This is a genomic window from Sphingomonas benefaciens (assembly GCF_052907485.1).
This window is the reverse complement of the sequence record NZ_JBREIC010000001.1, coordinates 1000804-1026107: the sequence shown is the minus strand read 5'-3', so window position 1 is coordinate 1026107 and position 25304 is coordinate 1000804. Positions and strand designations below refer to the sequence as shown.

Here is a 25304-nt window from a genome sequence, read left to right as displayed (position 1 = left end):
GGGCCGCCAACCTCGAAAGGTCGCAAAGGTCCCACCCGTGCATGGGGGCACGCGGCAGATGGTCTGGACGAATCAAAGAGCGGGGCGATGCGAGCGTAGCGGGCGACGGCGTTGTAGGACAGCGGCTGAGCGAACCGGTGCGGCCCGCCCAAATGAGCCTGCCGCATCGCCGCGGACCGACGGCGGGTCGGGCAGCGACGGCGTCATCCGGCCGGCGGCGGCGGGAAGAGCCGGCGATGGAGCGGGCGGCCGACGCGGTGCCAGAACAAAGCGACCAGGAACAGCAGCACGAACGGCGGAATGCCGTAGGCCAGCAGCGTCAGCGCGTTGCCCAGCGTCCAGTTCAGCGAGGCATAGCCGGCCGCCGCGGCCTCGCCGAGGCGCGCGCGCAGCCCGACGCCGGCGCCCGCGACATAGGTGAAGCGGATCGGCGTGGTGGCGACGTTCGCCGGCACGACGGACGCGGCCGGTGTCCGTCCGGCGGGCTGCGTCTCGGCGTCGTTCCTGTCGGCCGCATCGGCCGCCTGAGCCTTCGCATCGGTGGGATCGGTGCCGCTGATCTCCGCCTGCGCCAGGACGCCGCCCGCTTGCTCGACCTGTTGGACGCTGCGGCGCCCGAAGGCGCGGGCGCCAGAAGACGCGACGCGGAGGTCGAGGCTGGCGGAAACCCGGGCGGCGTCGTCGACGCGATAGGTCATGCCGGTGATCCGGCAGCCCACGCCGAGCCGTTCGCATGCCTGGGCTGCCGCCTCCTGCGCATCGGCGATGCGCGCGGACGGCAAGCGGAAGGTGAATTGATAGGCGAAGGCGAGCGTGCCGGCGCGCGCCGTCACCTCGCCGGGGCCGTCGGGTGCCTTGCTGCAGCCTGCCAACAGGACGCAGGCCAATCCGATCACCAGCCACCGCATCGCGTTGTCTCCCGCCAACACGATTATCTACGCAGCTAGTAGGAATTGCGTCAAGCCGGTGAAGATTCTGGCACGTTCAGCGGCCGACGGGGTGATCAGCCGCGCGTCAGGCCATCGCCCTCAACGATCAGGGCAATGCCGATTGGATTGCGCAGCGCGCCGGGCACATCGACCTCGACCGCCTCGGACGTGCGGCGGAAGGGCAGCGGCACCGTCGAGCCCGGCACGGTGACCCGCCGTACCTCGCCCTGCGCCGCCAGCGCGGGCAGGCGGACGATGCCGTCGTCCGGCCAGCCGAGCGCAAAGGCGTGGACGGCGCTGCCCTTGCGCGCATAGCGGATGTCGCGCGCGGTGAAGGGGCTGTCGCGGCCGCCTTCGTTGAAGTCGCCGCCGGCCGGGCGGGTCGGGCCGTCGCCGGACCGATGCCAGGGGCGGGTGCCGTAGATGGCACTGCCGTATCGGCCCATCCACGCCGCGATCGCCTCGACGATCGCCTCCTCCTTCTCGTCGATCGTACCGTCGCCACGCATCGGCACCGACAGCATCAGATTGCCGTTTTTCGCCATCACGTCGCACAAGGTGTGGATCACCTTGGCCGGCGTCTTGTAGCCGTCGCGTTCGTAAAGATCGCGGTCGTAATGCCAGTTGCCGAGGCAGGTGTCGGTCTGGAACGGATAGGGCTGGATGTCGTCATGGACGCCGCGCTCGACATCGTCGACGATGCCGGCGCGCCGGTCGGCCGGCGTGCCCTTGGCGGTGACCACCGCCTCGTTGCGGCCGCCGTGCCAGCGCATCGACTGGTTGTAGAAATGGGCGGTGACATCCAGCCCCACCTGACCGAGCGGCAGCGCGAAATTGTCGAAATAGATCATGTCCGGCCGGTAGACGTCGATCAGCTCGCGGCAGCGCAGCGACCAGTTGCGGGTGAAGCCGGGATTGGCCGCGGGCGGCGTTTCGATCCAGAGGCGGTCGTTCTTCTCGTGCCAGGCGTTGGCGGCGGCGATCGAGCGCAGGCCGTCCGGCATCGGCATGGTGGGGCCGGTGTAGAGCTGTTGCGGGTCGAGCCCCTGCCACCATTGGCCGCGCCCCTGCGCCCGGGTCAGGACGGCGGCGTCGTAACGCTGGCCGGCGCGCGGCCCTTCGGGATCGTAGCCATAGGCCGGCTGCAGCCAGTGCCAGGCATGGGCGGAATGGTTGGAGACGGCGAAGCGCAGGCCGCGCGCCCGCGCCAGCCGGCTCCATTCGCCGATGATGTCGCGCTTCGGACCGATGCGGGTGCTGTTCCACGCATGATGGGTCGAGGCATAGCTGTCGAAATTGTCGTGGTGGTTGGCCAGCGCCATGAAATAGCGCGCGCCGGCGCGCTGATAGAGGTCTAGCAGCCGTTCCGGGTGCCATCGCGCCGCCGTCCAGCGCGGATACATCTGCATGAAGCCGACCTGCGAGGGGTGGCCGTAATGGTCGAGATGGTGGCGGTAGGCACGCGTGCCCTGCAGATACATCTCGCGCGCATACCAGTCGCCCGCCTCGGGCACGCATTGCGCCGACCAATGCGCCCAGATGCCGAACTTGGCGTCGCGGAACCAGTCCGGCGCCCGATAGCCGGCGACCAACGACGACCACTCGGGCTGGAACGGGCCCGACGCGGCGGCAGGGCCGGTGCGGGACCGGGCCGCCCGGTCGATCAGCGTCGCGGCGCCGGTGGCGGTCGCGCCGTACAGAAACGATCGCCGGTCCACCGAATCCCTCCCGATATGTCAGACGAAAGACTATGGGACGAATGGGGCGCTGTCGAGCGCTATCGACTGGTATGCGGGGCAGCGAGGCAGGTGGCATAGCGGTGCCAGAGCCACGCCGTCGACAGCGGGAACAGCAGATATTTGGAGGTGATGGCGATCAGTTCCGCCGGCATGCCGTAGCTGCCGCCCGCGGCATCGCCGACGAAGAAGACGAAGAACCAATAGCCGGTCAGCGCGATCAGCACGACGGCCCTACCGGGCGTGGCGCGGGCAATGCCGGCAATGACCGGACCGCACATCCGACCGAAGAAATGCAGGATGACGCCCAGCGACGGGACCAGCAGGAAGGGCAATTGCAGCCACGGCGCCACGCCGAAGCCCTTCGCCGCCAGGGCGATGTCGGCATGAGTGGCGAGGGCGCGCACCGGCACGTAGCTCCACACGTTGCCCGCCGACATCAGCGCGAGCCAGAAGACGATCGACAGCCGCATCGGATGGCCGGCGATCCACGGCCGGGTGGCGAGGCGGGCGAGCAGGACATAGGCTGCGACGTTGCCGATCGTCATGCCGGCCAGCGCGATGACCGCCGCCTGCAGGCCGCGCCCCTGCGCGAAGATCGCGTCATAGGGCACGTTGTCGCCGACATCGCCAAGGAACAGGATGTTGTTGAGCGTCGCCGGGCCATAATCGAGCGCGAAGGGGTCGGCCATCCAGCCCAGCGCCCAGGCGACGATGCTGTGCGCATATTCATGCGCGAGATAGGCGATGGCGTGGGCGAGCACCACCAGCAGCGCGGATGTCAGGGCGAAGGCCAGGGTTGCGCCGGGGTTCGGCGCGAAACCGGCGATGCGCGAAGGCGTGGTGGTCACGGGCTGTACCTCACGAGGCGAATAGGCGAAGCTGGCGGCGGGATTCGACCACGTCCAGCATCCGGTGGTCAATCATCGGCGGGGGCGGCGTCTCGCCATGGATCCGCCAGCAGCCACGCCATGGCATCCGTCTCATGTTCGAACAGGCGGCAGCGATCGTCGATGAACCGCTTCACCTGCAACCGGTGGAGCGCACCGGAGGCGAGCAGGGCGATCCGCTTCGACGGGCCGCCGGGACGGATCAGGCGGGTGAAATGCGCCGCCGCCTGCTGCGGGAGCACCATCTTCTCGCGCATGTCGATCAGCGTGCGCAGCTCGCCATGCCGGACGCCATCGGCCAGCATCATGCGCAGCCGTTCGGCGACGTCGGTCGCGAAGCGTTCGGACGTGGCGGCATCCCAGTCGCCTGACAGCGTCAGCCGCAGAAACTGCGCGTCCGCATCCGGCCGAATGTCATAACGCGGTGGAGCCATCAGGCCATTATGGACTGATATTTAAAAAATTCCGTTACCGTACCAAAGTCGTCATGGCCGGCGACGCCCCGCCGCCGCGCCGCTTACCGCCAGCCGGCATCGATCCAGTAATTGTGACCGGTGCATAGGCGCGCGTCGTCCGAGGCGAGGAACAGCGCGAGCGCGGCGACGTCGGCAGGCTGGATGCGGGCGTCGAGACATTGCGCGGCGACGATCTCCGCCTCGCCCTCCGGCGTGTACCATTTCTCCTGACGCGGCGTCTGGACGTTGCCGGGGACGATGGCGTTGCAGCGGATGCCCTTGCGGCCGAGATCGCGGGCGAGGCTGCGCGTCAGGCCCTCGATCGCGGCCTTGGCGGTCTGGTAGAGGATGAGGTCTTCGAGCGCGAGATGCCAGCTGATCGAGCCGAAGTTGAGGATCGACCCGCCGCCCGCCGCGGTCATCGCCGGTACCACCGCCTGGGCAGCGAAGAACTGGTGGCGCAGATTGACGTTCATCCGCTCGTCCCAATAGGCCGGGGTGACGTCGGCGATCGCGTGGCGATCGTCGTTGGCGGCATTGTTGATCAGCACGTCGCAGCCGCCGAGTTGCGCGATCAGTTCGGCGAACACCGTCTTCAGCGCGTCGAGGTCGGTGAGGTCGAGCGGCCGGAACAGCGGCGGATGCGCAGCCTCGTGCGACAGGCGCGCGACCAGCGCCTCGCTGTCGGACACCGCGACATCGACGAAGGCGACGCGCGCACCCTGCGCGACGAAGGCCTCGACCAGGCCGGCGCCGATGCCCGACCCGCCGCCGGTGACGATGACGCGCTTGCCGCGGAGCGAGGGGTAGATGGCGCGGCGGTCGGCGGCGGGCAGGTCGGTCATGTGGGTGCTTTCAAAGGATCGAGGGGGCCGCCGATCAGGCGGCGAGCAGGCCGCGGCCGGCGAGATTGCGCATCAGCGCAAGCGTGCCGAAGGTCCACGGCGCGGCATCCTTCGACGTGGTGACGCGGTTGACCAGCTCGCCGAGGCCGGGGCTGGCGATGGTGACGGTGTCGCCGACCTTGTGGGTGAAGCCGCGGCCGGGCTCGTCGCGATCCTGGATCGGCGCGAACAGCGTGCCGAGGTAGAGGACGAAGCCGTCGGGATAGTGATGCTCGCTCAGCGCCTGGCGGACGAGCTCGAGCGGATCGCGGCTGATCTCGCGCATCGAGCTGTGGCCGTCGAGGCGATAGCCGTCCTCGCCGACGATGGTCAGCGTCACCTGCGCATCGCGGACGTGATCGATCGTATAGCCGTCGTCGAACAGGCGGACCAAGGGGCCGAGCGCGGCCGAGGCGTTGTTGTCCTTCGCCTTGCCGAGCAGCAGCGCCGAACGTCCTTCGAAATCGCGCAGGTTGACGTCGTTGCCGAGGCAGGCGCCGACCGCGCGGCCGTCCGGTGCGACGAGCAGCGCCACCTCCGGCTCCGGATTGTTCCAGGTCGAGTCGGAGCGGATGCCGACCTCCGCGCCCCAGCCGACCGTCGCGAGCACCGGCGCCTTGGTGAAGATTTCCGCATCCGGGCCGATCGCGACCTCGAGATATTGCGACCACAGGCCTTCGTCGATCAGCGCGGCCTTGAGCGCGGCGGCCTCCGCCGAGCCGGGCACGACCTGGCGCAGGCCGCCGCCGACCCGCTGTTCGAGCCGGCCGCGCAGCCCCGCCGCGGCGGTGGCATCGCCGCGCGCGCGCTCTTCGATCACGCGTTCCAGCGCGGAGGTGGCGAAGGTGACGCCCGCCGCCTTGACGCATTGCAGGTCGATCGGGCTGAGCAGCCGCGGCATGCCGTCGGCCGACAGGCCGAGCGTCGCGAGATCGCCGACCGGCGTGCCCGCGGCGGGGTCGAACGCCTGCCGCGCGACCAGTTCGGCGACGGTCGGCGCGACGCGGCTCATGTCGTGGACGATGCCGTCGACGACGAAGATAGGCGAGGGCCCGTCGCCGCGATCGATTCGCCCGAGCCAGCGGCCCCGGCGCCAATCCGCGCCGAGCGCCGTGGCAGGATCAAAATAGGCGGGCATGCCGAACCTCTCTGTCGCTGGATTGCCGGTGAATTTGTCGGGCAATAGCAGGCGACCGGGGCGGTTCAAGGCCGATCCGCCCGGTCAGGACGGCGAGGGTGGCAGCGGGCGGCCGTGTCGCGACCGGCCACTGCCAATCGCATCAACCCTCGACCTGATCCAGATAGTCGCCATAGCCCTGTGCCGTCATCTCCGCCTTGGGGACGAAGCGCAGCGCCGCGGAGTTGATGCAATAGCGCAGACCACCGCGATCGCGCGGACCGTCGTCGAAGACGTGGCCGAGGTGACTGTCGCCGCCGGCGGAGCGCACCTCGGTCCGCACCATGCCGTGACTGCGGTCGGAGAGTTCCTGCACCCGCGCGGGCTCGATCGGCTTGGTGAAGCTCGGCCAGCCGCAATGCGAATCGAACTTGTCGGCGGAGGCGAACAACGGCTCCCCCGACACGATGTCGACGTAGATGCCGGGCTCCTTGTTGTAGAGATATTCGCCGGTGCCGGGGCGCTCCGTGCCGCTCTGTTGCGTCACGTAGAATTGCTCCGGCGTCAGCTTGGCGATCGCCTCGTCGGTCTTGCGATAGTCGGTCATCATCGGGTCCTTCAGCTCAGCGGTGGCTGGCCGTTCGAGGCGGACAGGCCGCCGTCGACCGGCAGGTTGACCCCGGTGATATAGTGCGCGTCCTCGCTCGCCAAAAAGGCCACCGCCCCGGCGATGTCGGCGGGCTCGGCGCCGCGGCCCATCGGGATGCGCTCCTCGAACTTGGCGATCAGCTCCGGCTGCTCCTTCATCCCCGCGGTCAGCGCGGTATAGGTCAGCGACGGGTTGACCGCGTTGACGCGCACGCCGTTCTTCGCCTCGTCCATCGCCAGCGCGCGGGTGAAATTGGTCACCGCGCCCTTGGCGGCGCAATAGAAGCTGTGGTTCCAGTCGCCGCCGAGGCCGGAGACGGACGAGATGTTGACGATGCAGCCGCGGCTCTGGCGCAACGCGGCGATCGCGGCGCGGCTCATCTGGACGACGCCGTACAGGTCAGTTTCGATGACCTTGGTGAATTTCTCTAGGCCGCCCTCGTCGAGCTTGCCGAGGTGGTCGACGCCGGCATCGTTAACCAGCACGTCGATGCGGCCGAACCGTTCCACCGCGCGCGCCGCCAGCGTCTCGCAATCGGCGTTGACCGAGACGTCGACGATCACCGTCTCGACCTGGCCGCCCAGTTCGGCGGCGAGCCGCTCCAGCCCGTCGCGATCCTTGTCGCCGAGCACCAGCCGGGCGCCGTCCTGCGCGAAGCGACGCGCGGCGCCTTCGCCGATGCCGGAGGCTGCTCCGGTCACCACCACCACCTTGTCCGCAAATCGCGCCACGCGTCTCTCCTGTCTGTCCGAGCGGTGCGGGTGAACGGCCCATGCTGGCCTTGGTTGCGGTGCGGTCGCGGTCCGAGCGGCAACACTCCGTATCGATCGCGCAACCTTTCCTAAATTGGGTAGGCCGCGATCATCGGCTAACCCCACGATCCGGAAGGGGAGACTATGCGGGGGATCGCGATTTTGGCCGCCACGGCGGCGCTCGGCTCGGCAGCGTCTGCGACGGCGCAGACGGTGACGCCACTGGCGGAGGGTCGGCTGCGCTACGAACGAGTCGAGCAGGACGGTCTGCCGCAGGACAGCGACGCGGTGACGGTGCGACTGCGCACCGGTGTGCAGGTTGCAGAGGGACCGTGGTCGGCGCTGGTGCAGGCGCAGGGCAATCTGGCGATCGTGCCTGATTATTTCGACGGCCTGCACGGCACGGCGACGCGGCCACTGATTGCCGATCCTCAGAATATCGCGATCTTCCGCGCACAGGCGCGCTATGCCAGCGCACCGCTGACGGTGACGGCGGGGCGGCAGGTCATCGCGCTCGACGACGAGCGTTTCGTCGGCCAGGGCACGATCCGCAACAACGGGCAGAGTTTCGACGCGGTGCGGGCGGAAGTCGTGCCGCTGCGGGGCGTCAAGGCGGACGTCAGCTACGTCTGGTCGATCCGCACGGTGAATGGCATCGACGGACGCGGCGCGCGCCCGCGGTCGATCGGCGGCGATACCGTGCTCGCCAATCTCGGCTGGGATTCGCCGGTCGGGCGGCTGACCGGCTTCGCCTATCTGATCGACGAGGACGAGGCGGCGGTCCAGGGCTTCCGGCTGTCCAGCCAGACCTATGGTGCCCGGCTGGCGGGAATGCGGCCGATCGGGCCGGTGAAGGTGAGCTACCAGCTGAGCTATGCGCGCCAGTCGGACTATCACCGCAACCCCAATCGCTATGCGGCCGGCTACGGCCTGGCCGATGTCGGCGTGGATTTCGGCGGCCCGCGCCTCGGCGCCGGTTACGAGGTGCTCGGCGCCAGCGACGGCAGCGCGCTGACCAGCTTCCAGACGCCGCTCGCCTCGATCTTCAAGTTCCAGGGCTGGGCCGACAAATTCACCACCACCCCCGCCGACGGCATCCGCGACCTCTATGCCAGCGCAGGATGGGGCTGGACGACGCTCGGCCCGGCGAAGGCGGTCGGGCTGACCGCAGTCTACCACCGGTTCGAGAGCGACCGGCTGGTCCGGCACTATGGCAATGAGATCGACCTGCTGGCGAGCGCCAAATTCGGCCGCACGACGGCGAGCGTCCGCTATGCCGATTATCGCGCCGACCGGTTGCTGACCAACACCCGCAAGCTGTGGTTGCAGCTGGACTGGGCGCTGTAGGCCGCGCCGCGCGATCGTGTGGAAGTGGCACCGCCATCGCCCCAGTCCGTCATCCCCGCGTAGGCGGGGATCCAGACGCGCAGGTCTTCGCAAGGGCCGCTACGTCAGCGTTTCTGGATTCCCGCCTGCGCGGGAATGACGGCGGGGGCAGGTTGACGGCGGCGCGTATCGTTATGCCGACCGGCTGCTGGCAGACACCCGCAAGCTGTCGTGGCAGTTTGACCGTGTGGCAGGTTGCGCCGAGGGACCATGCGGACATCGCGTCGCCGTCGCCATAGTCCGTCGTCCCCGCGGAGGCGGGGATCCAGACGCGGCGGTCGTCGCAAGGGCCGCTATGCCAGCGTTTCTGGATTCCCGCCTCCGCGAGAATAACGGGGGTGATGGCGGCACGCTCCGTCCGTCAGCCGGACGGATCGCGCCTTCCGCTCACCGGGCGATCAGCCTCGTCGCCTCGTAGCAGAGCGCGCCGATCAGGCCGGCCGCCGGCAGCGTCACGATCCAGGCGACGACGATGCGGCTGGCGACGTTCCAGCGCACCGCCGACAGGCGCCGCGCCGAGCCGACGCCGACGATCGCGCCGGTGATGGTGTGCGTCGACGACACCGGAATGCCACCGACATTGGCGAGGAACAGCGTGATCGCGCCGCCGGTCTCGGCGCAGAAGCCCTGTGCGGGGGTCAGCCGCGTGATCTTCGAGCCCATGGTGTGGACGATCTTCCAGCCGCCCGACATCGTGCCTGCCGCCATGGCGGCCTGGCACGCCAGGATCACCCAGAAGGGGATGTGGAACTCGCCGCCGAGCATACCCTGCGAATAGAGCAGCACGGCGATGATCCCCATCGTCTTCTGCGCGTCGTTGCCGCCGTGGCCGAGGCTGTACAGCGCCGCGGAGACGAGCTGCAGCTTGCGGTAGCGGCGGTCGACGCCCATCGGCGTCAGGCGGAGCGAGGTCCAGGCGACGACCAGGACCAGCGCCAGCGCGAGGATCAGGCCGACCGCGGGCGACACGAAGATGCCCGCGATCGTGTTGCGTACGCCCGACCAGACGATCGCCGAGGGGCCGACCTTGGCGATGCCGGCGCCGAGCAGCCCGCCGATAAGCGCGTGGCTGGACGAGGACGGGATGCCGAAGCGCCAAGTGATGACGTTCCAGCTGATCGCCCCCATCAGCGCGCCGAAGATCACCTGCGGGTCGATCACCTGCGCATCGACGATGCCCTTGCCGACCGTGTTGGCGACGTGCAGCCCGAACACCGTGAAGGCGATGAAGTTGAAGAAGGCCGCCCACAGCACCGCATGATGCGGCTTCAGCACGCGGGTCGAGACGACGGTGGCGATCGAGTTCGCCGCATCGTGCAGGCCGTTCAGGAAATCGAACAGCAGCGCCACGCCGATCAGCAGGACCAGCACGGTGAAGGAGATGGTCATGTCGCGCGCGCCTCAGGCGTGGTCGATCACGAGACCCTGGATCTCGTTGGCGATGTCCTCGAACCGGTCTGCGATCCGTTCGAGATGGCTGTAGATCTCGCGATCGACGATGAAGCGCATCGGCTGATTGTCGCCGCACGCCTTGAACAGCGCCTTCAGCCCGGCGGCGTGATGCTCGTCGACGCGGCCCTCGATCGCGACCAGCCGCGCGGTCAGATCGTGCAGCTGCGCCGCATTGCGATCGAGATGGCGGAGCAGCGGGATCGCCTGCGCGGTGACCCGCGCCGCCTCGACCGCCAGGTCCGCCATGGCGCGCATGTCGGGGGCGAAGGTGGTTACTTCATACAGCTCGATCGTATTGGCGGTCTGGTTCATCTGGTCGATCGAATCGTCCATCACCCCGATCAGGTCGGTGATCGCCGAACGGTCGAATGGCGTCACGAAGACGCGGCGCACGTCCTGCAGCACGTCGCGGGTGATGTCGTCCGCCTCATGCTCGCGGCGCACGATCTCGGCGATATGCTGCGCGGTCGTGCCCTCGCTGGCGAACAGCCGCTGCAGCGCCTCGGCCCCGGCGACCAACGTCGCCGCATGCGCCTCGAACTGCTCGAAGAAACGCCCCTGCTTGGGCATCAGCGCCTGGAACCAGGCAACCATGGCGAGACCTTTCGTCTGGATGAACATGTCGGTGGTAGGCGGGGCGGCGCATGGCGGGCGCGGGGCCGCGGTGCAAGCCGAAAGTGCGCTGGCGGGCGTCTCGCCGGGGGATCGCACGGCGGCGCGTCGCGTTCGGAGCGGTCGAGACAGGATAGGAAGGACACAGCGATCATGGCCACCGACAATCCCATGCGCGAGTCGGAAACGCCCGAGACGGCGCCGCGCAGCGGCCGTGCGCTGGTGATCCCGCGCTTCGGCGGACCCGAGGTGATGGAGGTCCGCGACCTGCCCTTACCTGTGCCGCAGGACGACGAGGTTTTGGTCCGCGTCCATGCCGCCAGCGTCAACCCGGTCGACTACAAGACCCGCGAAGGCCAATTCCCGCCGGTCGGCGAGGCGCAGCTTCCGGCGGTGCTTGGCCGCGACCTCGCCGGCACGATCGAGACGTTCGGGACGCGGGCGCATTACATGGTGCGCCATGGCGACCCGGTCTTCGCCTTCATCGATTTCGACCGCGGGGCGCAGGCCGATTACGTCATCGTCAAGGCGATCGAATTGTGCGCCATTCCCGACGGGTTGGACATGACGACCGCCGCGGCGATCCCGTTGGCGGCGATGACTGCGTGGCAGGGGCTGTTCGATCACGGCGGGCTGCAGTCGGGGCAGCGCGTGCTGATCCACGGCGGTGCCGGCGGCGTCGGTCAGTTCGCGGTGCAGCTCGCCCGCTGGAAGGGGGCGGAGGTGTTCGCCACGGCCGGTCCCGACGACCAGGAGTTGCTCCGCGATTTCGGCGTCGATCGCGCGATCGATCACACCAGCGAGCGGTTCGAGGAGATCGCCCGCGACGTCGACCTGGTGTTCGATCTGATCGATGGCGAGACGCGGGCGCGGTCGTGGGGGACGTTGCGCCAGGGCGGCATCCTGGTGTCGACGGTCAGCGAACCGGACCAGGCCGAGGCGGCGCGTCACGGCGTGCGCGCGGCGCCACGCTGGCTCGCCCGGCCCAATGCCGCGCAGCTGGGAGAGATCGGGGATCTCGTCGCCAACGGCACCGTCAAGGTCCGGGTGGTGCAGACCTTTCCCCTTGATCAGGCGGCCGCGGCGCAGCAGGCGCAGGCCGAGGGGCACGTCAGCGGCAAGATCGTGCTGACGCTGGTCTGACGCCCCCTCGACAGGCGGCGGTGCAGGCGTCAGGGGCGTGCGGATGTCCTTTGTCCAGACGCTCCGCACCGAGACCGCCGCCGATCATGACGCGGTCGATGCCCGGTTCGGCGCGTTGCGTCTCGACCGGACGGCGGACTATCTGCGCTTTCTGATCGCGCACGGCCGCGCGCTGCCGGCGGTCGAAGCGGCGCTGGCCAATCATGACGATCTGCCGGTCTGGCGGCCGCGCGCCGACGCACTTGCCGCCGATCTCGCCGCACTCGGGCGGCCGCTGCCGGCGGCGCTGCCGTTCGTGCTCGACAACGAGGGTGCGCGTTGGGGCGCGCTCTATGTCATCGAGGGATCGCGGCTGGGCGGGCAGCTTCTGGCCCGCGGCCTGCCGCCGGACGCTCCGTCCGCCTATCTCGGTGCGGTCCACCAGCGGGGCGAGTGGCGGGCGTTGCTCGACGCCCTCGAGCGGCAGGCGGCAGCGCGAGACGATCGCTGGCGCGCAGCGGCGCTGCACGGCGCGCGACAGACATTCGCTCTCTATCGGGGTGCGCTCGGCGACTGAAGTGCCGGTGAAGTCCGAAATGGACAAATGCTCAAACTGGCGGAATACGCGTCCTTTTTCTGCCCAAAACGGGTGATCCGTGGCAAACGAACGACTTCGTCGGGGCGTTTGCAAACGGAGAGACGGTTGAAGCTGTTGAGCATGACACGGCTGCTCGCCGACATGCAGACAAGGGTCAATGCTGCGGGGCTGCGATGCTTCGACGGCGATATCGACCGTTTCGCGATCTTCTCTCTGATCACGCGCGAAAGCATTCGTGGCGGCGCCCGCAACTCGGGTATCTCGACCCATTCGGCAGCGATCTCTCTCGGGCGATCGTTTGAAACCGTCCGCCGCCACGTCAACGCCCTGATCGCGGCGGGGCTGTGCGTACGGCTGCACGGCGGGGTCGTGGTCGATCCCGAGGTCCTGACGCGTCCCGACATCGCCGGGCTGATCGCACTCACCCACGACAGCTTCGTCTGTTTCGTCCAAGCCCTGTACGATGCGGGCGAGCTGCCGGTGCTGCGCCCCAGCGCGGTGCGCTACGACAGGACGGTCGGGGTGCAGGCGGCCGTCGACGTGATGCTGGCGACCGCGGACAGCAATCAGGCAATCCACGGCAACTGGCTCGATCTGGTGATCTTCTCGACGATCCTGGCGGGCAATCTGCATCGCGCGCCGCTGCCGCCGCGGCGGCCGGTCGAGGGCGTCCGCTTCGGCCCGGACCATGCCGTGCGCGCGAGCGTGCTGGCGCGGGTGCTCAACCTGTCGGAAACCACGGTGCGGCGGCGGCTGGGGCGTCTGGGCCATGCCGGCGGGCCGGTGGTGCGCCTGCGCCAGGGCTATATCATCTCATCCGACTGGATGAAGCGGCCTGACGCGATCGAGACGAGCCAGCGCACCGCGACCTCGGTCCGGCTGGCGATCGCCGCGGCGGCGGCGCAGGGTTTCCCCTTCGACGCGCCGCACACCGCCTATCAGGTCGGACCGCCGCCACCGATCGTCTTCTAGACTCCTCGACCAGCCTGAACGGCCGGCGCTGCCGGCAAATTCAGGCGCCGCGCTCCGCTACGGCCACCCGGTTCTTGCCGTCCCGCTTCGCCCCGTACAAGGCGGCGTCGGCCCGGCGCATCGCCCTGACCGGGTCGTCGGCCACCGCCGCCAGGCCGATCGATATGGTCAGCGAGCCGATCGGCTCGCCAGTGTCCTGATTGACCAGCGAGCGCGCGGCGATCGAGCGGCGCACCGCGTCGAGCTTGGCAAAGGCGGTATCGACGTCGGCATGGGCGAACAGGCAGGCGAACTCCTCGCCGCCGTGCCGGGCGACGATGGCGTCGGGGGCAAGCTCGGTCTTCAGCAGCCGTGCGACCAGCTTGAGCACGCGATCGCCCGCATCGTGGCCATGGCGATCGTTGATCCGTTTGAAATCGTCGATGTCGCACACCGCGACGCACCAATCGGCGGGCTCGCCCGCGTGCTTGCGCGCCTGCAGCCGGGCGTCGAAGCCGCGGCGATTGATCAGTCCGGTGAGGTGATCCTGTTCGGCCGCGCGGCGGGCGCGATCGAGATTGTCGCGCAGGCGCGTCGTCTCGCGGCGCTTTTCCTCCAGCCGCTCCGCCATCTGGCGCGAGGTGGCGACCGCCTGCATCGTCAGGTCGATCAGCCGGCTCATGGCATCGCCGCCGCCGGCCGGACTGTCGAGCTGTTCGACCTCGCGGTCGAGCGCGTCGCCATATTCCGTCGCCGACGTGCAGGATTCGCCGAGCAGCGCCAGACATTGCGCCAGCTGCGCGGCGAGCGTGTCGGCCATGCGGGCGATCGTCGTCGGGCGGATGCCGCCGCTGCGCATCTCCGCCAGCTGACGCAGGAAGTCGGCATCGAGCCGGCCTTCGGTGCGCAACCGCTCGCGGATGGTCAGCGTCAGCTCGCGATCCTCACCGCCGAGATAGGCGAGGGCGACGCCAAAAATGTCGGGCGCGAGCGGCAGGTCGTGCGTGAACAGAAATTCGCCGACCTCGTCATACAGGCGCGCGGCGGTGTTCTCGCGCACCGGGGCCGGGGCGGGGGACGGCATGCCGCCGGCCGGGGCGGGGGCCTGCGACAGCCATCCCCCCAGCCGCAGCCGGCGCCGCGGCGCGCTGTGTAGCGCAGTGCTCATGCCCGTGCCTCCTGCCGGACGCCATCGGGCAGCGGGGCACCGTCACCCATCACCGCCGTATGCACCGCGGTCCAGCGCGCGCCGAACCAATATTCGCCGCGCTCGCTGCGGATGATCGCGTCCTGGGCACTCGGGACATCGATCGGCGCGAATTCGCATTGCCGCTCGACGTCGAAGAAGACCCGGACGATCGGGGCCTGCGGGCTGTCGCCGTCGGCGACGACCAGGCCGAGCCGGTTGGAATGCAGCCGCACCAGCGCGCCGAACGGCTGAATGCCGAGGCTGACGATGAAGGGGCGGAGCAGGTCGGGGTCGAAATGCCCTTGACACGCCTGCATCCGGGCGAGGGCGGTATGCGGCGACCAGGCGGGCTTATACGCCCTGATCGAGGTGACCGCGTCATAGACGTCGCAGATCGCCGAGATGCGCGCGAACGGCGACAGCGCCTCTGCCGACAGCGCATCCGGATAGCCGGTGCCATCGACCTTCTCGTGATGGTGACGGCAGACGTCGAGGATGCGGGGATCGAGTTCCGCGATCGCGGTCAGCGTGCCGTGGCCCCGTGCCGGATGGGTGCGCATCACCTCCAGCTCCTCTGGCGTCAGTCTGCCCGGCTTGCCGACGATCGCCGACGGAACCGCCATCTTGCCGATGTCGTGCAGCAGCCCGGCCATGCCGGCGACGCGCACGTCCGCCTCGTCATAGCCGAGGTGGCGGGTCAGCCCCATCATCAGCGCGCCGACCGCGACCGAATGGATGTAGGTGTAGCGATCGGTGTCCTTGAGCCGGGTCACCGTGATCATCGCCGCCGCGTCGCGGGTCATGGCGTCGGCCAGGTCGTCGACCGTGGTGTTGAGTGTCTCGACCCCGATCGCCCGGCCGAGCCGGGCTTCCTCGAACAGGTCGGTGATCGCCTGGGTCGCCTGTTCGACGCTGGCACGTGCCCGGTCGAGGCTGTTGGAGGGACGCCGCCGGATCAGCTTTGGCACGGCGGCGGGCGGCAGATCGCGATGCTCCTCCGCCGCCGGCAGGAAGCGGCCGGTGGTCTTGACCAGGGTCAGCCCGCGGCCCTTGGACAGATCGATGGTGACGGCGGGTACCGATTGCCGCACGCCATCGCGGTCGGCCACGTCGGTCAGCAGAAAGCTCTTACGCCAGAACGGGTTGTCCAACCACGAACAATGCAGTTCGTGAATGTACATGCCCAGTTCGACTTGCCGCCCGTCGATCCGCAGCAGCTTGTTGTGTCCCCGTCCGCCCGTCATGCAACCGAGATGGCTGACACAGGTGAAGATTTCGCTGAAAGTTACCCGATACGGCGGAATCGGGTATAATAACCTTCCACTATAGGGTAGATTCTGCGCCGATCGGTGCGGTCATGATGGCCCTGACGCCAGGATCATTGTCGAGGTAGGCGATCTCGCCGTCGAGCCGCTGGACCATCGCCGCCATCATCCGGCTGCCGAATCCTTCGCCTTGACCCTTGCCGCGGCCCTGGTCGGCGACGATCAGCCGGAGCAGCGCGCCATGCTGTTCGAGCGCGATCGACAGCGGTCCGGGCCGGCCGTCATAGGCATATTTGCTGGCGTTGATGACGAGTTCGGTGAGGATGAGCCCGATGTTCACCGCGCGATCGGTCGGGACCAGCACCGGAGCGAGATCGAGCCGCATCTGTGCGCCCCAGTCGGCGCCCAGCGAAGTGCGCATGTCGGCGACCAGCTCCTCGACATAGCGCGACAGATCGACACTTTCGACCTGGTCGTCGCGGTACAGCCGGCGGTGGACCAATGCGACCGCAGCGAGACGTGCCTGCGCTTCGGCAAGATGGTCGGCGACCGCGCCGTCGCCCGCGGTCTTGGCCTGGAGCCGCAGGAACGAGGCGACCAGCTGCAGGCTGTTCTGCACCCGATGGTTGACCTCCTTCATCAGGACGTCCTTCTGCGCGAGCAGGGCGTCCTTCTCGACCAGTGCGAGATTGAGGTCGTGGTTCAGCGCCCGCAATTGCTGACCCTGCCGCGCCTCGTGGAAGCGGCGGCGCAGGCGGTGCGCGGCCTCGATCTCCTCGAGCGACCACCGTCGCGAACGGCCGCGCACCGTCTCGCTCCACGTCTCGAACGACGCCCGTGGCGACAGCCGTTCGCCGGGGGCCAGCGACACCGACTTGTGCGGATTGCCCGCCCATTCGATCTCCTGAATGCGCTCGGCGCGCAGCCAGATCAGCGTCGCGTCATCGTCGCGCAAGGGCAGCGCGATCATCCCGCTGGCCAGGGCGCGATGCTCCGCCGCGCCCGGCATCATCGTCGACAGCATGTGGGTCGCCACCGGTTCGCCGCCGCGGCTCCGCGCCCAATCGGCGAATTTGCCGAGCACCTTGGGGGACGGACAGCGGCCGTCGGTCACCACCGCGGTGCGCGTCACCACGGCGAAACCGTCGGCGTTGAGCATCGCCCTGAGATCGCCCTTCATGCCGGCGATCGCCTCGTGCAGCGGCACGTCGCCCTGCAACCGCGGCGTCACCATGTCCTCGACCACGCGCAGGTTGAGCCGCTCGCGATAGGCCGCCGCCTCCTCCTTCGCCCGGATCTGGCGTGCCAGCCCGCTGGCCAGCGTCGCCGCGGCGCCGCGCACGTCGGGGGGCAGCAGCCGCGGGCTGTTGTGATGGCAGGCGATCAGCCCCCACAGCAGGCCGTCCTTGACGATGGAGATGGAGGCGGATGCCTCGACGCCCATGTTGCGCAGATATTCGAGATGGATCGGCGAGACGCTGCGCAGCGCGACGTCGCTGAGATCGATGTTCGCCAGATGCGCCGGGCGCAGCGGCTGCGGCGCATAGGCCGCGTCGGGGATCGCGCGGGTGCGGTTGCGGATGTAGAGTGCGCGCGCCTGGCGGGGAATGTCGCTCGCCGGGAAATGATGGTTGAGGAACGAGCCGAGTTCGGGATCGCGATCCTCGGCAACGACGCAACCTGCCTCGTCGTCGAGGAAGCGGTAGATCATCACCCGGTCGAAACCGGTCAGCGTGCGGAAGGCCTTGGCGGCGCGTTCGTACAACGTCTGCTTGTCGACCGCGCGTTCGAAGCCGCCGGCGACCGCATCGAGCCACGACAGCATCGCCGCGGCCGTGGTCGGCCGCTCCGCCACCGGCTCCAGTTCGACAAGCAGATAGCCGTCGGTACGGTGCAGCGTCGCGAGAAACGTCTCGTCGCTGCCGGTGACCAGCGGCGGCACGACGACATTGGGATTGGCGGGCAGGGTGCTGCCCAGCAGAGTGGCGACGTCCTGGCCGATCAACTCGGCGAGGGGCCTGCCGAGCCAGTCGGCGGTCAGCCGCGGCTCGATCGCACCGGCGCCGCCGACGATCCGATGATCCCCGTTCGCCGAGGCCACGAGCAAAAGACCATGGGGCTGAATCGCACCCGGCACGTGGATCGGTTCGCGGTCGCAATCGGTCAGATCAACCGCGGGATCGGTGGGAATGGGGGTCGCCATCATTACTCTTGCACGCAGATGGCTATGACCATGGGCCTCGTTTCAGGGGTTTACAATGCGTCCATTGCTAATTTCGATCAATCAACGGTGATGACCCAACCGTCGACGTTGCGGTCAGCTGGTGGCTGGACGCGAGCCCGAGCGCCCCTGTAGGACGCATCCGATCGGCGGCTGCGACGTTGCGGGGATGATGATCAAGCTCTTTCATGTCAGCGACGTCCATTTCGGTGCCGAGGATCCCGCCGCGCTCGCCTGGTTTCAGCAATGCGTGGCGGCCGAGTCGCCCGACGCGGTGATCATGACCGGCGACCTGACGATGCGCGCAACGCGCCGCGAATTCGAACGCGGCGGCGCCTGGCTGGGCGCGCTGGGTGTGCCGGTGACGGTGGAGGTCGGCAACCACGACATTCCGTATTACTGGGATCCGTTCCGCCGGCTGTTCGCCCCCTATCAGCGCTATGCGGCGGTGGAGCGGATGATCGAACGCGAGCTGGAACTGCCCGGCATCACCGTCGTGCCGCTGAAGACGATCGCGCGCGCGCAATGGCGCTGGAACTGGTCGAAGGGTCGGGTCAGTGCCGGATCGCTGCGCCGGGCGCTGGCGATGATCGCCGCGGCGCCAAAGGGCAATCTCATCTTCGTCGCGGCGCATCACCCGCTGATCGAGGGCGGCACCAAGGGGACGGCCAAGACCCGTCACGGCGATGCCGCGCTCACCGCACTCGCCGCTGCGGGTGCGCAAGCGGTGCTCAGCGGCCATGTCCACGATCCGTTCGACGTGCCGATCGAGCGGAATGGCTGGACGATCCGCATGATCGGCGCCGGGACGCTGTCGAAGCGTACCCGGCACACGCCAGCCTCGTTCAACGAGATCCGCGTGGCGGACGGCCGCTTCACCACCGTCGCGCGCACGCAATCGGAAGCGCCGGCGGCGGTGATCACCGAGGATGCGGCTGCCGGGCGGGTCGGGCGCTAGGCCGGTGCGAGGGCCGCCGTCGGCCGGGCGGGCGCTTGGCTCAGCCCGGCGACGATGCGCACGCTGAGCGCCGGGATGATGGCGATCAGCAGTCCGACCGTCACCGCATCCGCCGCCAGCATCAGCCAGAGCAGCAGCGTGTCGCGCCCCATCGCCCAGGTACCAAGTCCCTGGTGGACCAGACTGATCGGCAGCCGCCCGACGAAGAACAGCGCGAGCGCCCACGGGTACCAGCGGCCGACCATGTTGGCCGACTGCCAAGGAGTGCGCACCGGGCCGTCGGTCGCCGCGGAGACGATCCAGGGCATCAGCAGCGGCTCGATCGCGATTTGCGTCAGGCCGACGAGGCCGCGCAACGTCATGACGTGCGCCGGCGCCACCAGACGGTCGGCGTAGAAGATTATTGCGAAGACGATCAGTGCGTAGGCGACATAGGGCAGGTAGCGGAGCATCGTGCGAAGCGCCGGACGAAGCACCGCGCGCGACTGGCCGAGCATTAGATATCGGATGGCGAAGAAGCCGCCCACGTAGACCAGGATCATCTTGACCCAGCCGAGCGCCATACGCCCGCCATCCTGAGACACCGCTTTGGCGGCCTCGCGGCTAACGAAGAAGCCGATGCGATATTCCATCACGTGCTGTGCAAATTCCCAGGCGATGATTGCGCCGAACAGCCACGGGAGACCGGCGAGCACGCGTGGGCCGTCGCGGTAGGATTGCCATGCCACGGCCAAGAAGCGCTGGATCGCGGTCATCGTTCGTCTCCTTCAGTGATGGTGAGGATGTCGCCCGGCTGGCAGCCGAGCGTGGTGCAGATCGCTTCCAACGTCGAAAAGCGGATCGCCTTGGCCTTGCCCGTTTTCAGGATCGAGAGATTGGCGAGCGTGATGCCGACCCGCTCGCTGAGTTCGGTTAGCGTCATGCGGCGCGCGTGGAGCAGATCGTCGAGGTGGACGCGGACCGGCATCAGATCGTGCCGTCCAGATCGTCGCGCATCGCCGCACCACGTTCGAAGACCTGCGCGAGCACAAACGCGATCATCACCGCCAGCCAGCCGGTGAAGCTCGGCTGCCATTGAAGATAGTCGATGCGCAGCGCGTTGGCGATCAGCCGGGCGCCGCCGAGCGCCAGGTCGGCGAGTTGGAGCGTCAGCAGCGCCCAGCCGATGATGCGCAGCCTTGCCGCGTTGGCGCGGACGAACGGATCGCCGTGCTCCACCGTACGCAGGATCGCCCGCAATGCCCGCAACAGGCGTTCCGCGGCATAAGCCAGGGGCAGGCCGAGCAAGAGGGTCGCGCGCATGAAGATGATGATGGCGTCGACGTCGGCGGCGGCGCCGTATTTGCGGACAAGCATCGGCTGGACGAATTCGACGCCCGGCAGCGTAGCGATGAGCACCGACAGAGAGAAACACCCGATGACCAGATTGGCGATCCGGAATATTTGGACGGTCGTGATCGAGGTGCGGAGCAGGCGAGGTTGCTGTGGCATCGGATATCCTCCGCAGGGGAGGATGCGGGTCATATCGAAAAACAGCAAGTGATTCGTTGATTATCGATAAGTGCTGTGTCCGCCCCTAGCCGATGACGGATGCGAGGAAATTGCTGCGACACGCCCGGTGGGACGGGGGTACCCTCGCGACGGGGCAGGCGAGGAACCAGTCCACCGCTGCGCTGTGCAAGCGCGCGCCGAGAAACGATCGGCCGCACCCCAACACCGTTCACAACGAAAAACCGCCGTCCGGCATGCCGGACGGCGGTTTCTCATCTCTTCAGGTTCAGGACCCGACCGATCAATCGTTCAGATACTCGCCCGCGGCCGCGTCGCTGCCGTCGCCCGACGGAACGACTTCGGCGAGCGGGTCGGAACCCGTGCCCTGGTCGTCGCGACGCGAGCGCTGCTCTTCCGCGGCGCGCAGTTCCGCGGCCGAGGTCGGGGCGACGATCGCCGCCTGCAGCGCGCGCTGCTGCGCACGGAGCGCCGCATCCCGCGAAGAGGCCGCCACGCGCAGGCGGTTCATGCCGGCGCCGGTACCCGCCGGGATCAGCCGGCCGACGATGACATTCTCCTTGAGGCCCATCAGCGTGTCCTGCTTGCCCTGGACCGCCGCCTCGGTGAGGACGCGGGTGGTCTCCTGGAACGACGCCGCCGAGATGAAGCTGCGGGTCTGCAGCGACGCCTTGGTGATGCCGAGCAGGATCGGCTTGCCGGCTGCCCGCGCCTCGTTCGGCCCGAGCTTCTCGTTGATCGCGTCCATCTCCTCGCGGTCGACCTGCTCGCCGACGAGCAAGGTGGTGTCGCCCGACTCGGTGATCTCGACCTTCTGCAGCATCTGGCGAACGATCACCTCGATGTGCTTGTCGTTGATCTTCACGCCCTGGAGTCGATAGACTTCCTGGATTTCCGAGACGAGATATTCCGCGAGCGGTTCGATGCCGAGCACTTCGAGAATGTCGTGCGGGTCGGGGCTGCCGCCGATCAGGTTGTCGCCACGCTTGACGTAGTCGCCTTCCTGAACGTCGATCACCTTCGACTTGGGCACCAGATACTCGACGACCTCGCCGCCATCCTCGGGCTGGATGCCGATCTTGCGCTTCGCCTTATAGTCCTTGCCGAACACGACGCGGCCGGAGACCTTGGCGATGATCGCATTCTCCTTCGGCTTGCGCGCCTCGAACAGCTCGGCGACGCGCGGCAGACCGCCGGTAATGTCGCGCGTCTTGGCAGCTTCGCGGCTGACGCGGGCGAGCACGTCACCCGCCTGCACCTGCGCACCGTCCTCGACCGACAGCGTCGCGCCGGGGGCGAGCATGTAGCGGCCGGATTCGCCGCTCGTCTCGTCGAGCAGGGTCAGGCGCGGACGCAGATCCTCCTTCGACTTGGACGAGGTGCGATATTCCGTCACGACGCGCTGCGCGATGCCGGTCGCCTCGTCGGTCTGCTCGGTGAGCGTCTTGCCCTCCAGCAGGTCCTGGAAGCGGACGGTACCCGGGTTTTCCGTGATCACCGGCATGGTGAACGGATCCCATTCCGCCATCCGGTCACCCTTCGACACCATATGGCCGTCGTCGAACATGACGTAAGCGCCGTAGGGGATACGGTGCACCGCCAGCTCACGACCGTCCATGTCGACGATCGCGATCTCGCCCGAACGGGAGAGCACGACGCGGCGGCCGCGCTGGTCGCCGATGATGCGCAGGTCGCGGAACTGGATGGTACCGTCGACCGGCGCCTCCAGGTTCGACTGCTCGTTGAGCTGCGCCGCACCACCGATGTGGAAGGTGCGCATCGTCAGCTGCGTGCCCGGCTCGCCGATCGACTGCGCCGCGATGACGCCGACCGCCTCGCCGATGTTGACCGGCGTACCGCGGGCAAGGTCGCGCCCGTAGCACTTGCCGCACACGCCGACCTTGCTCTCGCAGACCAGAGGCGAACGGATCTTCATGCCCTGGATGCCCATGGCCTCGATCTTCGCCACCATCGGCTCGTCGAGCAGGGTACCGGTCGGGATGACGACCGCATTGGTCTTCGGATCGACCACATCCTCGGCCGTGGTACGGCCCAGGATACGCTCGCCGAGCGACGCGATGGTCGAGCCGCCCTGCACGATCGCCTTCATCTCCAGCGCGCGCTCGGTGCCGCAATCGTCCTCGATCACGACGCAATCCTGCGACACGTCGACCAGACGGCGGGTCAGATAACCCGAGTTCGCCGTCTTGAGCGCCGTATCCGCCAGGCCCTTGCGGGCGCCGTGCGTCGAGTTGAAGTATTCAAGAACGGTCAGACCTTCCTTGAAGTTCGAGATGATCGGCGTCTCGATGATCTCGCCGCTCGGCTTGGCCATTAGGCCGCGCATGCCGGCGAGCTGCTTGATCTGCGCCTGCGAACCGCGGGCACCCGAGTGCGCCATCATGTAGATCGAGTTGATCGGCTTCTCGCGGCCGGCATGCTCGCCGTCCTCGTAGCGCTTCACCGCCTTGATCTCGTTCATCATCGCGTTCGCCACCTGGTCGCCGCAGCGGCTCCAGGCGTCGATCACCTTGTTGTACTTCTCCTGCTGCGTGATCAGGCCGTCCTGATACTGCTGCTCGTAATCCTTCACGAGCGTGCGGGTCTCCTCGACCAGCGCGTCCTTCTCGTTCGGGATGATCATGTCGTCCTTGCCGAACGAGATGCCGGCGCGGAACGCGTGGCGGAAGCCGAGGCTCATGATCGCGTCGGCGAACAGCACCGTCTCCTTCTGGCCGGTGTGACGATAGACCTCGTCGATCACGTCGCCCACGTCCTTCTTGGTCAGCAGGCGGTTGACGATCTCGAACGGCACCTTGTGGCTCTTCGGCAGCGTCTCGCCGAGCAGCATGCGGCCCGGGGTCGTCTCGACGCGCTTCAGATACTGGTTGCCGTCCTCGTCGGTCTGCGGAACGCGGCTGACGATCTTGGTGTGCAGCGTCACCGAGCCGGCGTTGAGCGCCTGATGCACCTCCGCCATGTCGGAGATCAGCATGCCCTCGCCAGGCTCGCCTTCCTTCATCATCGACAGATAATAGAGACCCAGCACCATGTCCTGCGACGGCACGATGATCGGCTTGCCGTTGGCGGGCGACAGGATGTTGTTGGTCGACATCATCAGGACGCGCGCTTCCAGCTGGGCCTCGAGGCTCAGCGGCACGTGCACGGCCATCTGGTCGCCGTCGAAGTCGGCGTTGAACGCGGAGCAGACCAGCGGATGCAGCTGGATCGCCTTGCCCTCGATCAGCACCGGCTCGAACGCCTGGATCCCCAGGCGGTGGAGCGTCGGCGCACGGTTCAGCATCACCGGATGCTCGCGGATCACCTCGTCCAGGATGTCCCAGACTTCCTTGCGCTCCTTCTCCACCCACTTCTTCGCCTGCTTCAGCGTCATGCTGAGGCCCTTGGCGTCGAGGCGCGCGTAGATGAACGGCTTGAACAGCTCGAGCGCCATCTTCTTAGGCAGGCCGCACTGGTGCAGCTTGAGCTCCGGACCGGTGACGATGACCGAACGGCCCGAATAGTCGACGCGCTTGCCGAGCAGGTTCTGACGGAAGCGGCCCTGCTTGCCCTTCAGCATGTCGGACAGCGACTTCAGCGGACGCTTGTTGGCACCGGTGATGGTGCGGCCGCGACGGCCGTTGTCGAACAGCGCGTCGACCGCTTCCTGCAGCATGCGCTTTTCGTTGCGGACGATGATGTCCGGCGCGCGCAGCTCCATCAGCCGCTTCAGGCGGTTGTTGCGGTTGATGACGCGGCGGTACAGGTCGTTGAGGTCGGAGGTCGCGAAACGGCCGCCGTCCAGCGGCACCAGCGGGCGCAGCTCGGGCGGGATCACCGGAATGACTTCCAGGATCATCCATTCGGGGCGGTTGCCCGATTCCAGGAAGCTCTCGACGACCTTCAGGCGCTTGATGATCTTCTTGGGCTTCAGCTCCGACTTGGTCGTCGCCAGCTCCTCGAGCAGCGCGACCTTCTCGCCCTCCAGGTCGAGATTCTCGAGCATGACGCGCACGGCCTCGGCGCCGATGCCGGCGGAGAAGGCGTCCTCGCCATATTCGTCCTGCGCCTCGAGCAGCTCATCCTCGGTGAGCAGCTGGAACTTCTCGAGCGGGGTGAGGCCCGGCTCGATGACGATATAGGCTTCGAAGTACAGCACACGCTCGAGCTGCTTCAGCTGCATGTCAAGCAACAGGCCGATCCGGCTCGGCAGCGACTTCAGGAACCAGATGTGCGCGACCGGCGCGGCGAGCTCGATATGGCCCATCCGCTCGCGGCGTACCTTCGACACCGTGACTTCGACACCGCACTTCTCGCAGACAATGCCCTTGTACTTCATGCGCTTGTACTTGCCGCACAAGCATTCGTAATCCTTGATCGGACCGAAGATGCGCGCGCAGAACAGGCCGTCACGTTCCGGCTTGAACGTGCGGTAGTTGATCGTCTCGGGCTTCTTGATCTCGCCGAACGACCACGAACGGATCTTGTCGGGCGAAGCGATGCCGATCTGGATCTGGTCGAACGTCTCGGGCTTGGCGACCGGATTGGCGAAATTGGTCAGTTCGTTCATGTTCTTACCTCTTTTTCCTCTCCCGCTGGGAGAGGAAGGGGCCCGCCCGGCGCAGCCGG

The 25304-nt window shown here is 67.9% G+C and carries 21 protein-coding genes and 1 pseudogene; 5 read left to right on the top strand and 17 right to left on the bottom strand.

Translation table 11 applies throughout. The features are described from left to right. Positions 1-203: 203 nt before the first annotated feature. The 8 genes from ACU5AX_RS04985 to budC all read right to left on the bottom strand — a co-directional run bounded on the left by ACU5AX_RS04985 (position 204) and on the right by budC (position 7391). Positions 204-908 (bottom strand): hypothetical protein, encoded by a 705-nt coding sequence (locus tag ACU5AX_RS04985; protein ID WP_446689905.1) that lies wholly within the window; start codon positions 906-908, stop codon positions 204-206. A 95-nt stretch (positions 909-1003) separates the two neighbouring features. Continuing rightward, the gene (locus ACU5AX_RS04980; protein ID WP_446689904.1) at positions 1004-2647 is read right to left on the bottom strand and encodes an alpha-L-fucosidase; all 1644 of its coding nucleotides are present in this window, start codon (positions 2645-2647) and stop codon (positions 1004-1006) included. 59 nt (positions 2648-2706) lie between these two features. Beyond that, on the bottom strand, positions 2707-3516 hold the full coding sequence (locus ACU5AX_RS04975) for a hypothetical protein (protein ID WP_446689903.1): 810 nt from the start codon (positions 3514-3516) through the stop codon (positions 2707-2709). A gap of 68 nt (positions 3517-3584) precedes the next feature. Next, the gene (locus tag ACU5AX_RS04970; protein ID WP_446689902.1) at positions 3585-3989 is read right to left on the bottom strand and encodes a hypothetical protein; all 405 of its coding nucleotides are present in this window, start codon (positions 3987-3989) and stop codon (positions 3585-3587) included. An 83-nt stretch (positions 3990-4072) separates the two neighbouring features. Next, positions 4073-4855, bottom strand: coding sequence for a D-xylose 1-dehydrogenase (gene xylB / locus ACU5AX_RS04965; protein ID WP_446689901.1), 783 nt, complete (start codon positions 4853-4855; stop codon positions 4073-4075). A 34-nt stretch (positions 4856-4889) separates the two neighbouring features. Then, positions 4890-6032 (bottom strand): fumarylacetoacetate hydrolase family protein, encoded by a 1143-nt coding sequence (locus ACU5AX_RS04960; protein WP_446689900.1) that lies wholly within the window; start codon positions 6030-6032, stop codon positions 4890-4892. A 142-nt stretch (positions 6033-6174) separates the two neighbouring features. Beyond that, positions 6175-6618 (bottom strand): peptide-methionine (R)-S-oxide reductase MsrB, encoded by a 444-nt coding sequence (gene msrB / locus ACU5AX_RS04955; protein WP_446689899.1) that lies wholly within the window; start codon positions 6616-6618, stop codon positions 6175-6177. Positions 6619-6629: 11 nt separating this feature from the next. Then, positions 6630-7391 (bottom strand): meso-2,3-butanediol dehydrogenase, encoded by a 762-nt coding sequence (gene budC / locus ACU5AX_RS04950; RefSeq protein ID WP_446689898.1) that lies wholly within the window; start codon positions 7389-7391, stop codon positions 6630-6632. Positions 7392-7556: 165 nt separating this feature from the next. Here budC and ACU5AX_RS04945 point away from each other — a divergent pair, with 165 nt between their 5' ends. Then, positions 7557-8759 (top strand): hypothetical protein, encoded by a 1203-nt coding sequence (locus tag ACU5AX_RS04945; RefSeq protein ID WP_446689897.1) that lies wholly within the window; start codon positions 7557-7559, stop codon positions 8757-8759. 426 nt (positions 8760-9185) lie between these two features. Here ACU5AX_RS04945 and ACU5AX_RS04940 read toward each other — a convergent pair whose 3' ends face one another. Together ACU5AX_RS04940 and ACU5AX_RS04935 are read right to left on the bottom strand one after the other, a co-directional pair. Further along, positions 9186-10187, bottom strand: coding sequence for an inorganic phosphate transporter (locus tag ACU5AX_RS04940; protein WP_446689896.1), 1002 nt, complete (start codon positions 10185-10187; stop codon positions 9186-9188). Positions 10188-10199: 12 nt separating this feature from the next. After that, a pseudogene (locus tag ACU5AX_RS04935) lies at positions 10200-10862 on the bottom strand (DUF47 domain-containing protein); the annotation flags it as partial. 153 nt (positions 10863-11015) lie between these two features. Here ACU5AX_RS04935 and ACU5AX_RS04930 point away from each other — a divergent pair. The 3 genes from ACU5AX_RS04930 to ACU5AX_RS04920 all read left to right on the top strand — a co-directional run bounded on the left by ACU5AX_RS04930 (position 11016) and on the right by ACU5AX_RS04920 (position 13554). Continuing rightward, positions 11016-12005: an NADP-dependent oxidoreductase gene (locus tag ACU5AX_RS04930; RefSeq protein WP_446689895.1), complete on the top strand. Its 990-nt coding sequence runs from the start codon at positions 11016-11018 to the stop codon at positions 12003-12005. A gap of 43 nt (positions 12006-12048) precedes the next feature. Then, positions 12049-12561 carry a biliverdin-producing heme oxygenase gene (locus ACU5AX_RS04925; RefSeq protein ID WP_446689894.1) on the top strand — a complete coding sequence of 171 codons (513 nt, stop codon included), beginning with the start codon at positions 12049-12051 and terminating at the stop codon, positions 12559-12561. A 126-nt stretch (positions 12562-12687) separates the two neighbouring features. Then, positions 12688-13554 carry a DeoR family transcriptional regulator gene (locus ACU5AX_RS04920; protein ID WP_446689893.1) on the top strand — a complete coding sequence of 289 codons (867 nt, stop codon included), beginning with the start codon at positions 12688-12690 and terminating at the stop codon, positions 13552-13554. 40 nt (positions 13555-13594) lie between these two features. Here ACU5AX_RS04920 and ACU5AX_RS04915 read toward each other — a convergent pair whose 3' ends face one another. The 3 genes from ACU5AX_RS04915 to ACU5AX_RS04905 form a co-directional block, all read right to left on the bottom strand. Beyond that, positions 13595-14701, bottom strand: coding sequence for a GGDEF domain-containing protein (locus ACU5AX_RS04915; RefSeq protein WP_446689892.1), 1107 nt, complete (start codon positions 14699-14701; stop codon positions 13595-13597). Next, positions 14698-15966: an HD-GYP domain-containing protein gene (locus ACU5AX_RS04910; RefSeq protein ID WP_446689891.1), complete on the bottom strand. Its 1269-nt coding sequence runs from the start codon at positions 15964-15966 to the stop codon at positions 14698-14700. The genes ACU5AX_RS04915 and ACU5AX_RS04910 overlap by 4 nt, the downstream gene beginning before the upstream one ends. 79 nt (positions 15967-16045) lie before the next feature. Next, positions 16046-18193 (bottom strand): histidine kinase dimerization/phosphoacceptor domain -containing protein, encoded by a 2148-nt coding sequence (locus tag ACU5AX_RS04905; protein WP_446689890.1) that lies wholly within the window; start codon positions 18191-18193, stop codon positions 16046-16048. A gap of 187 nt (positions 18194-18380) precedes the next feature. On the opposite strand from ACU5AX_RS04905, the gene ACU5AX_RS04900 reads away from it, so the two are divergent. Continuing rightward, on the top strand, positions 18381-19166 hold the full coding sequence (locus ACU5AX_RS04900; protein ID WP_446690469.1) for a metallophosphoesterase family protein: 786 nt from the start codon (positions 18381-18383) through the stop codon (positions 19164-19166). Here ACU5AX_RS04900 and ACU5AX_RS04895 read toward each other — a convergent pair. From ACU5AX_RS04895 to rpoC, 4 genes are all read right to left on the bottom strand, one after another. Beyond that, a complete protein-coding gene (locus ACU5AX_RS04895) occupies positions 19163-19921 on the bottom strand; it encodes a hypothetical protein (RefSeq protein ID WP_446689889.1) in 759 nt (252 codons plus the stop codon). The two genes, ACU5AX_RS04900 and ACU5AX_RS04895, sit on opposite strands and share 4 nt — an antisense overlap. Beyond that, positions 19918-20133 carry a helix-turn-helix domain-containing protein gene (locus tag ACU5AX_RS04890; protein ID WP_446689888.1) on the bottom strand — a complete coding sequence of 72 codons (216 nt, stop codon included), beginning with the start codon at positions 20131-20133 and terminating at the stop codon, positions 19918-19920. Before ACU5AX_RS04890 ends, ACU5AX_RS04895 begins: the two co-directional genes overlap by 4 nt. Continuing rightward, positions 20133-20657, bottom strand: a complete 525-nt coding sequence (locus ACU5AX_RS04885; RefSeq protein ID WP_446689887.1) for a DUF2975 domain-containing protein — start codon at positions 20655-20657, stop codon at positions 20133-20135. Before ACU5AX_RS04885 ends, ACU5AX_RS04890 begins: the two co-directional genes overlap by 1 nt. A gap of 301 nt (positions 20658-20958) precedes the next feature. Then, complete coding sequence (gene rpoC / locus ACU5AX_RS04880) at positions 20959-25245, bottom strand: DNA-directed RNA polymerase subunit beta' (RefSeq protein ID WP_446689886.1); 4287 nt, start codon at positions 25243-25245, stop codon at positions 20959-20961. Between the last annotated feature and the right edge of the window lie 59 nt (positions 25246-25304).

Coding starts and splice junctions, on each gene's coding strand:
- ACU5AX_RS04985 (WP_446689905.1), bottom strand. CDS start 908: ATGCGGTGGCTGGTGATCGGATTGGCCTGCGTCCTGTTGGCAGGCTGC.
- ACU5AX_RS04970 (WP_446689902.1), bottom strand. CDS start 3,989: ATGGCTCCACCGCGTTATGACATTCGGCCGGATGCGGACGCGCAGTTT.
- xylB (WP_446689901.1), bottom strand. CDS start 4,855: ATGACCGACCTGCCCGCCGCCGACCGCCGCGCCATCTACCCCTCGCTC.
- ACU5AX_RS04960 (WP_446689900.1), bottom strand. CDS start 6,032: ATGCCCGCCTATTTTGATCCTGCCACGGCGCTCGGCGCGGATTGGCGC.
- msrB (WP_446689899.1), bottom strand. CDS start 6,618: ATGACCGACTATCGCAAGACCGACGAGGCGATCGCCAAGCTGACGCCG.
- ACU5AX_RS04945 (WP_446689897.1), top strand. CDS start 7,557: ATGCGGGGGATCGCGATTTTGGCCGCCACGGCGGCGCTCGGCTCGGCA.
- ACU5AX_RS04940 (WP_446689896.1), bottom strand. CDS start 10,187: ATGACCATCTCCTTCACCGTGCTGGTCCTGCTGATCGGCGTGGCGCTG.
- ACU5AX_RS04930 (WP_446689895.1), top strand. CDS start 11,016: ATGGCCACCGACAATCCCATGCGCGAGTCGGAAACGCCCGAGACGGCG.
- ACU5AX_RS04925 (WP_446689894.1), top strand. CDS start 12,049: ATGTCCTTTGTCCAGACGCTCCGCACCGAGACCGCCGCCGATCATGAC.
- ACU5AX_RS04915 (WP_446689892.1), bottom strand. CDS start 14,701: ATGAGCACTGCGCTACACAGCGCGCCGCGGCGCCGGCTGCGGCTGGGG.
- ACU5AX_RS04910 (WP_446689891.1), bottom strand. CDS start 15,966: ATGACGGGCGGACGGGGACACAACAAGCTGCTGCGGATCGACGGGCGG.
- ACU5AX_RS04905 (WP_446689890.1), bottom strand. CDS start 18,193: ATGATGGCGACCCCCATTCCCACCGATCCCGCGGTTGATCTGACCGAT.
- ACU5AX_RS04900 (WP_446690469.1), top strand. CDS start 18,381: ATGATCAAGCTCTTTCATGTCAGCGACGTCCATTTCGGTGCCGAGGAT.
- ACU5AX_RS04895 (WP_446689889.1), bottom strand. CDS start 19,921: ATGACCGCGATCCAGCGCTTCTTGGCCGTGGCATGGCAATCCTACCGC.
- ACU5AX_RS04890 (WP_446689888.1), bottom strand. CDS start 20,133: ATGCCGGTCCGCGTCCACCTCGACGATCTGCTCCACGCGCGCCGCATG.
- ACU5AX_RS04885 (WP_446689887.1), bottom strand. CDS start 20,657: ATGCCACAGCAACCTCGCCTGCTCCGCACCTCGATCACGACCGTCCAA.
- rpoC (WP_446689886.1), bottom strand. CDS start 25,245: ATGAACGAACTGACCAATTTCGCCAATCCGGTCGCCAAGCCCGAGACG.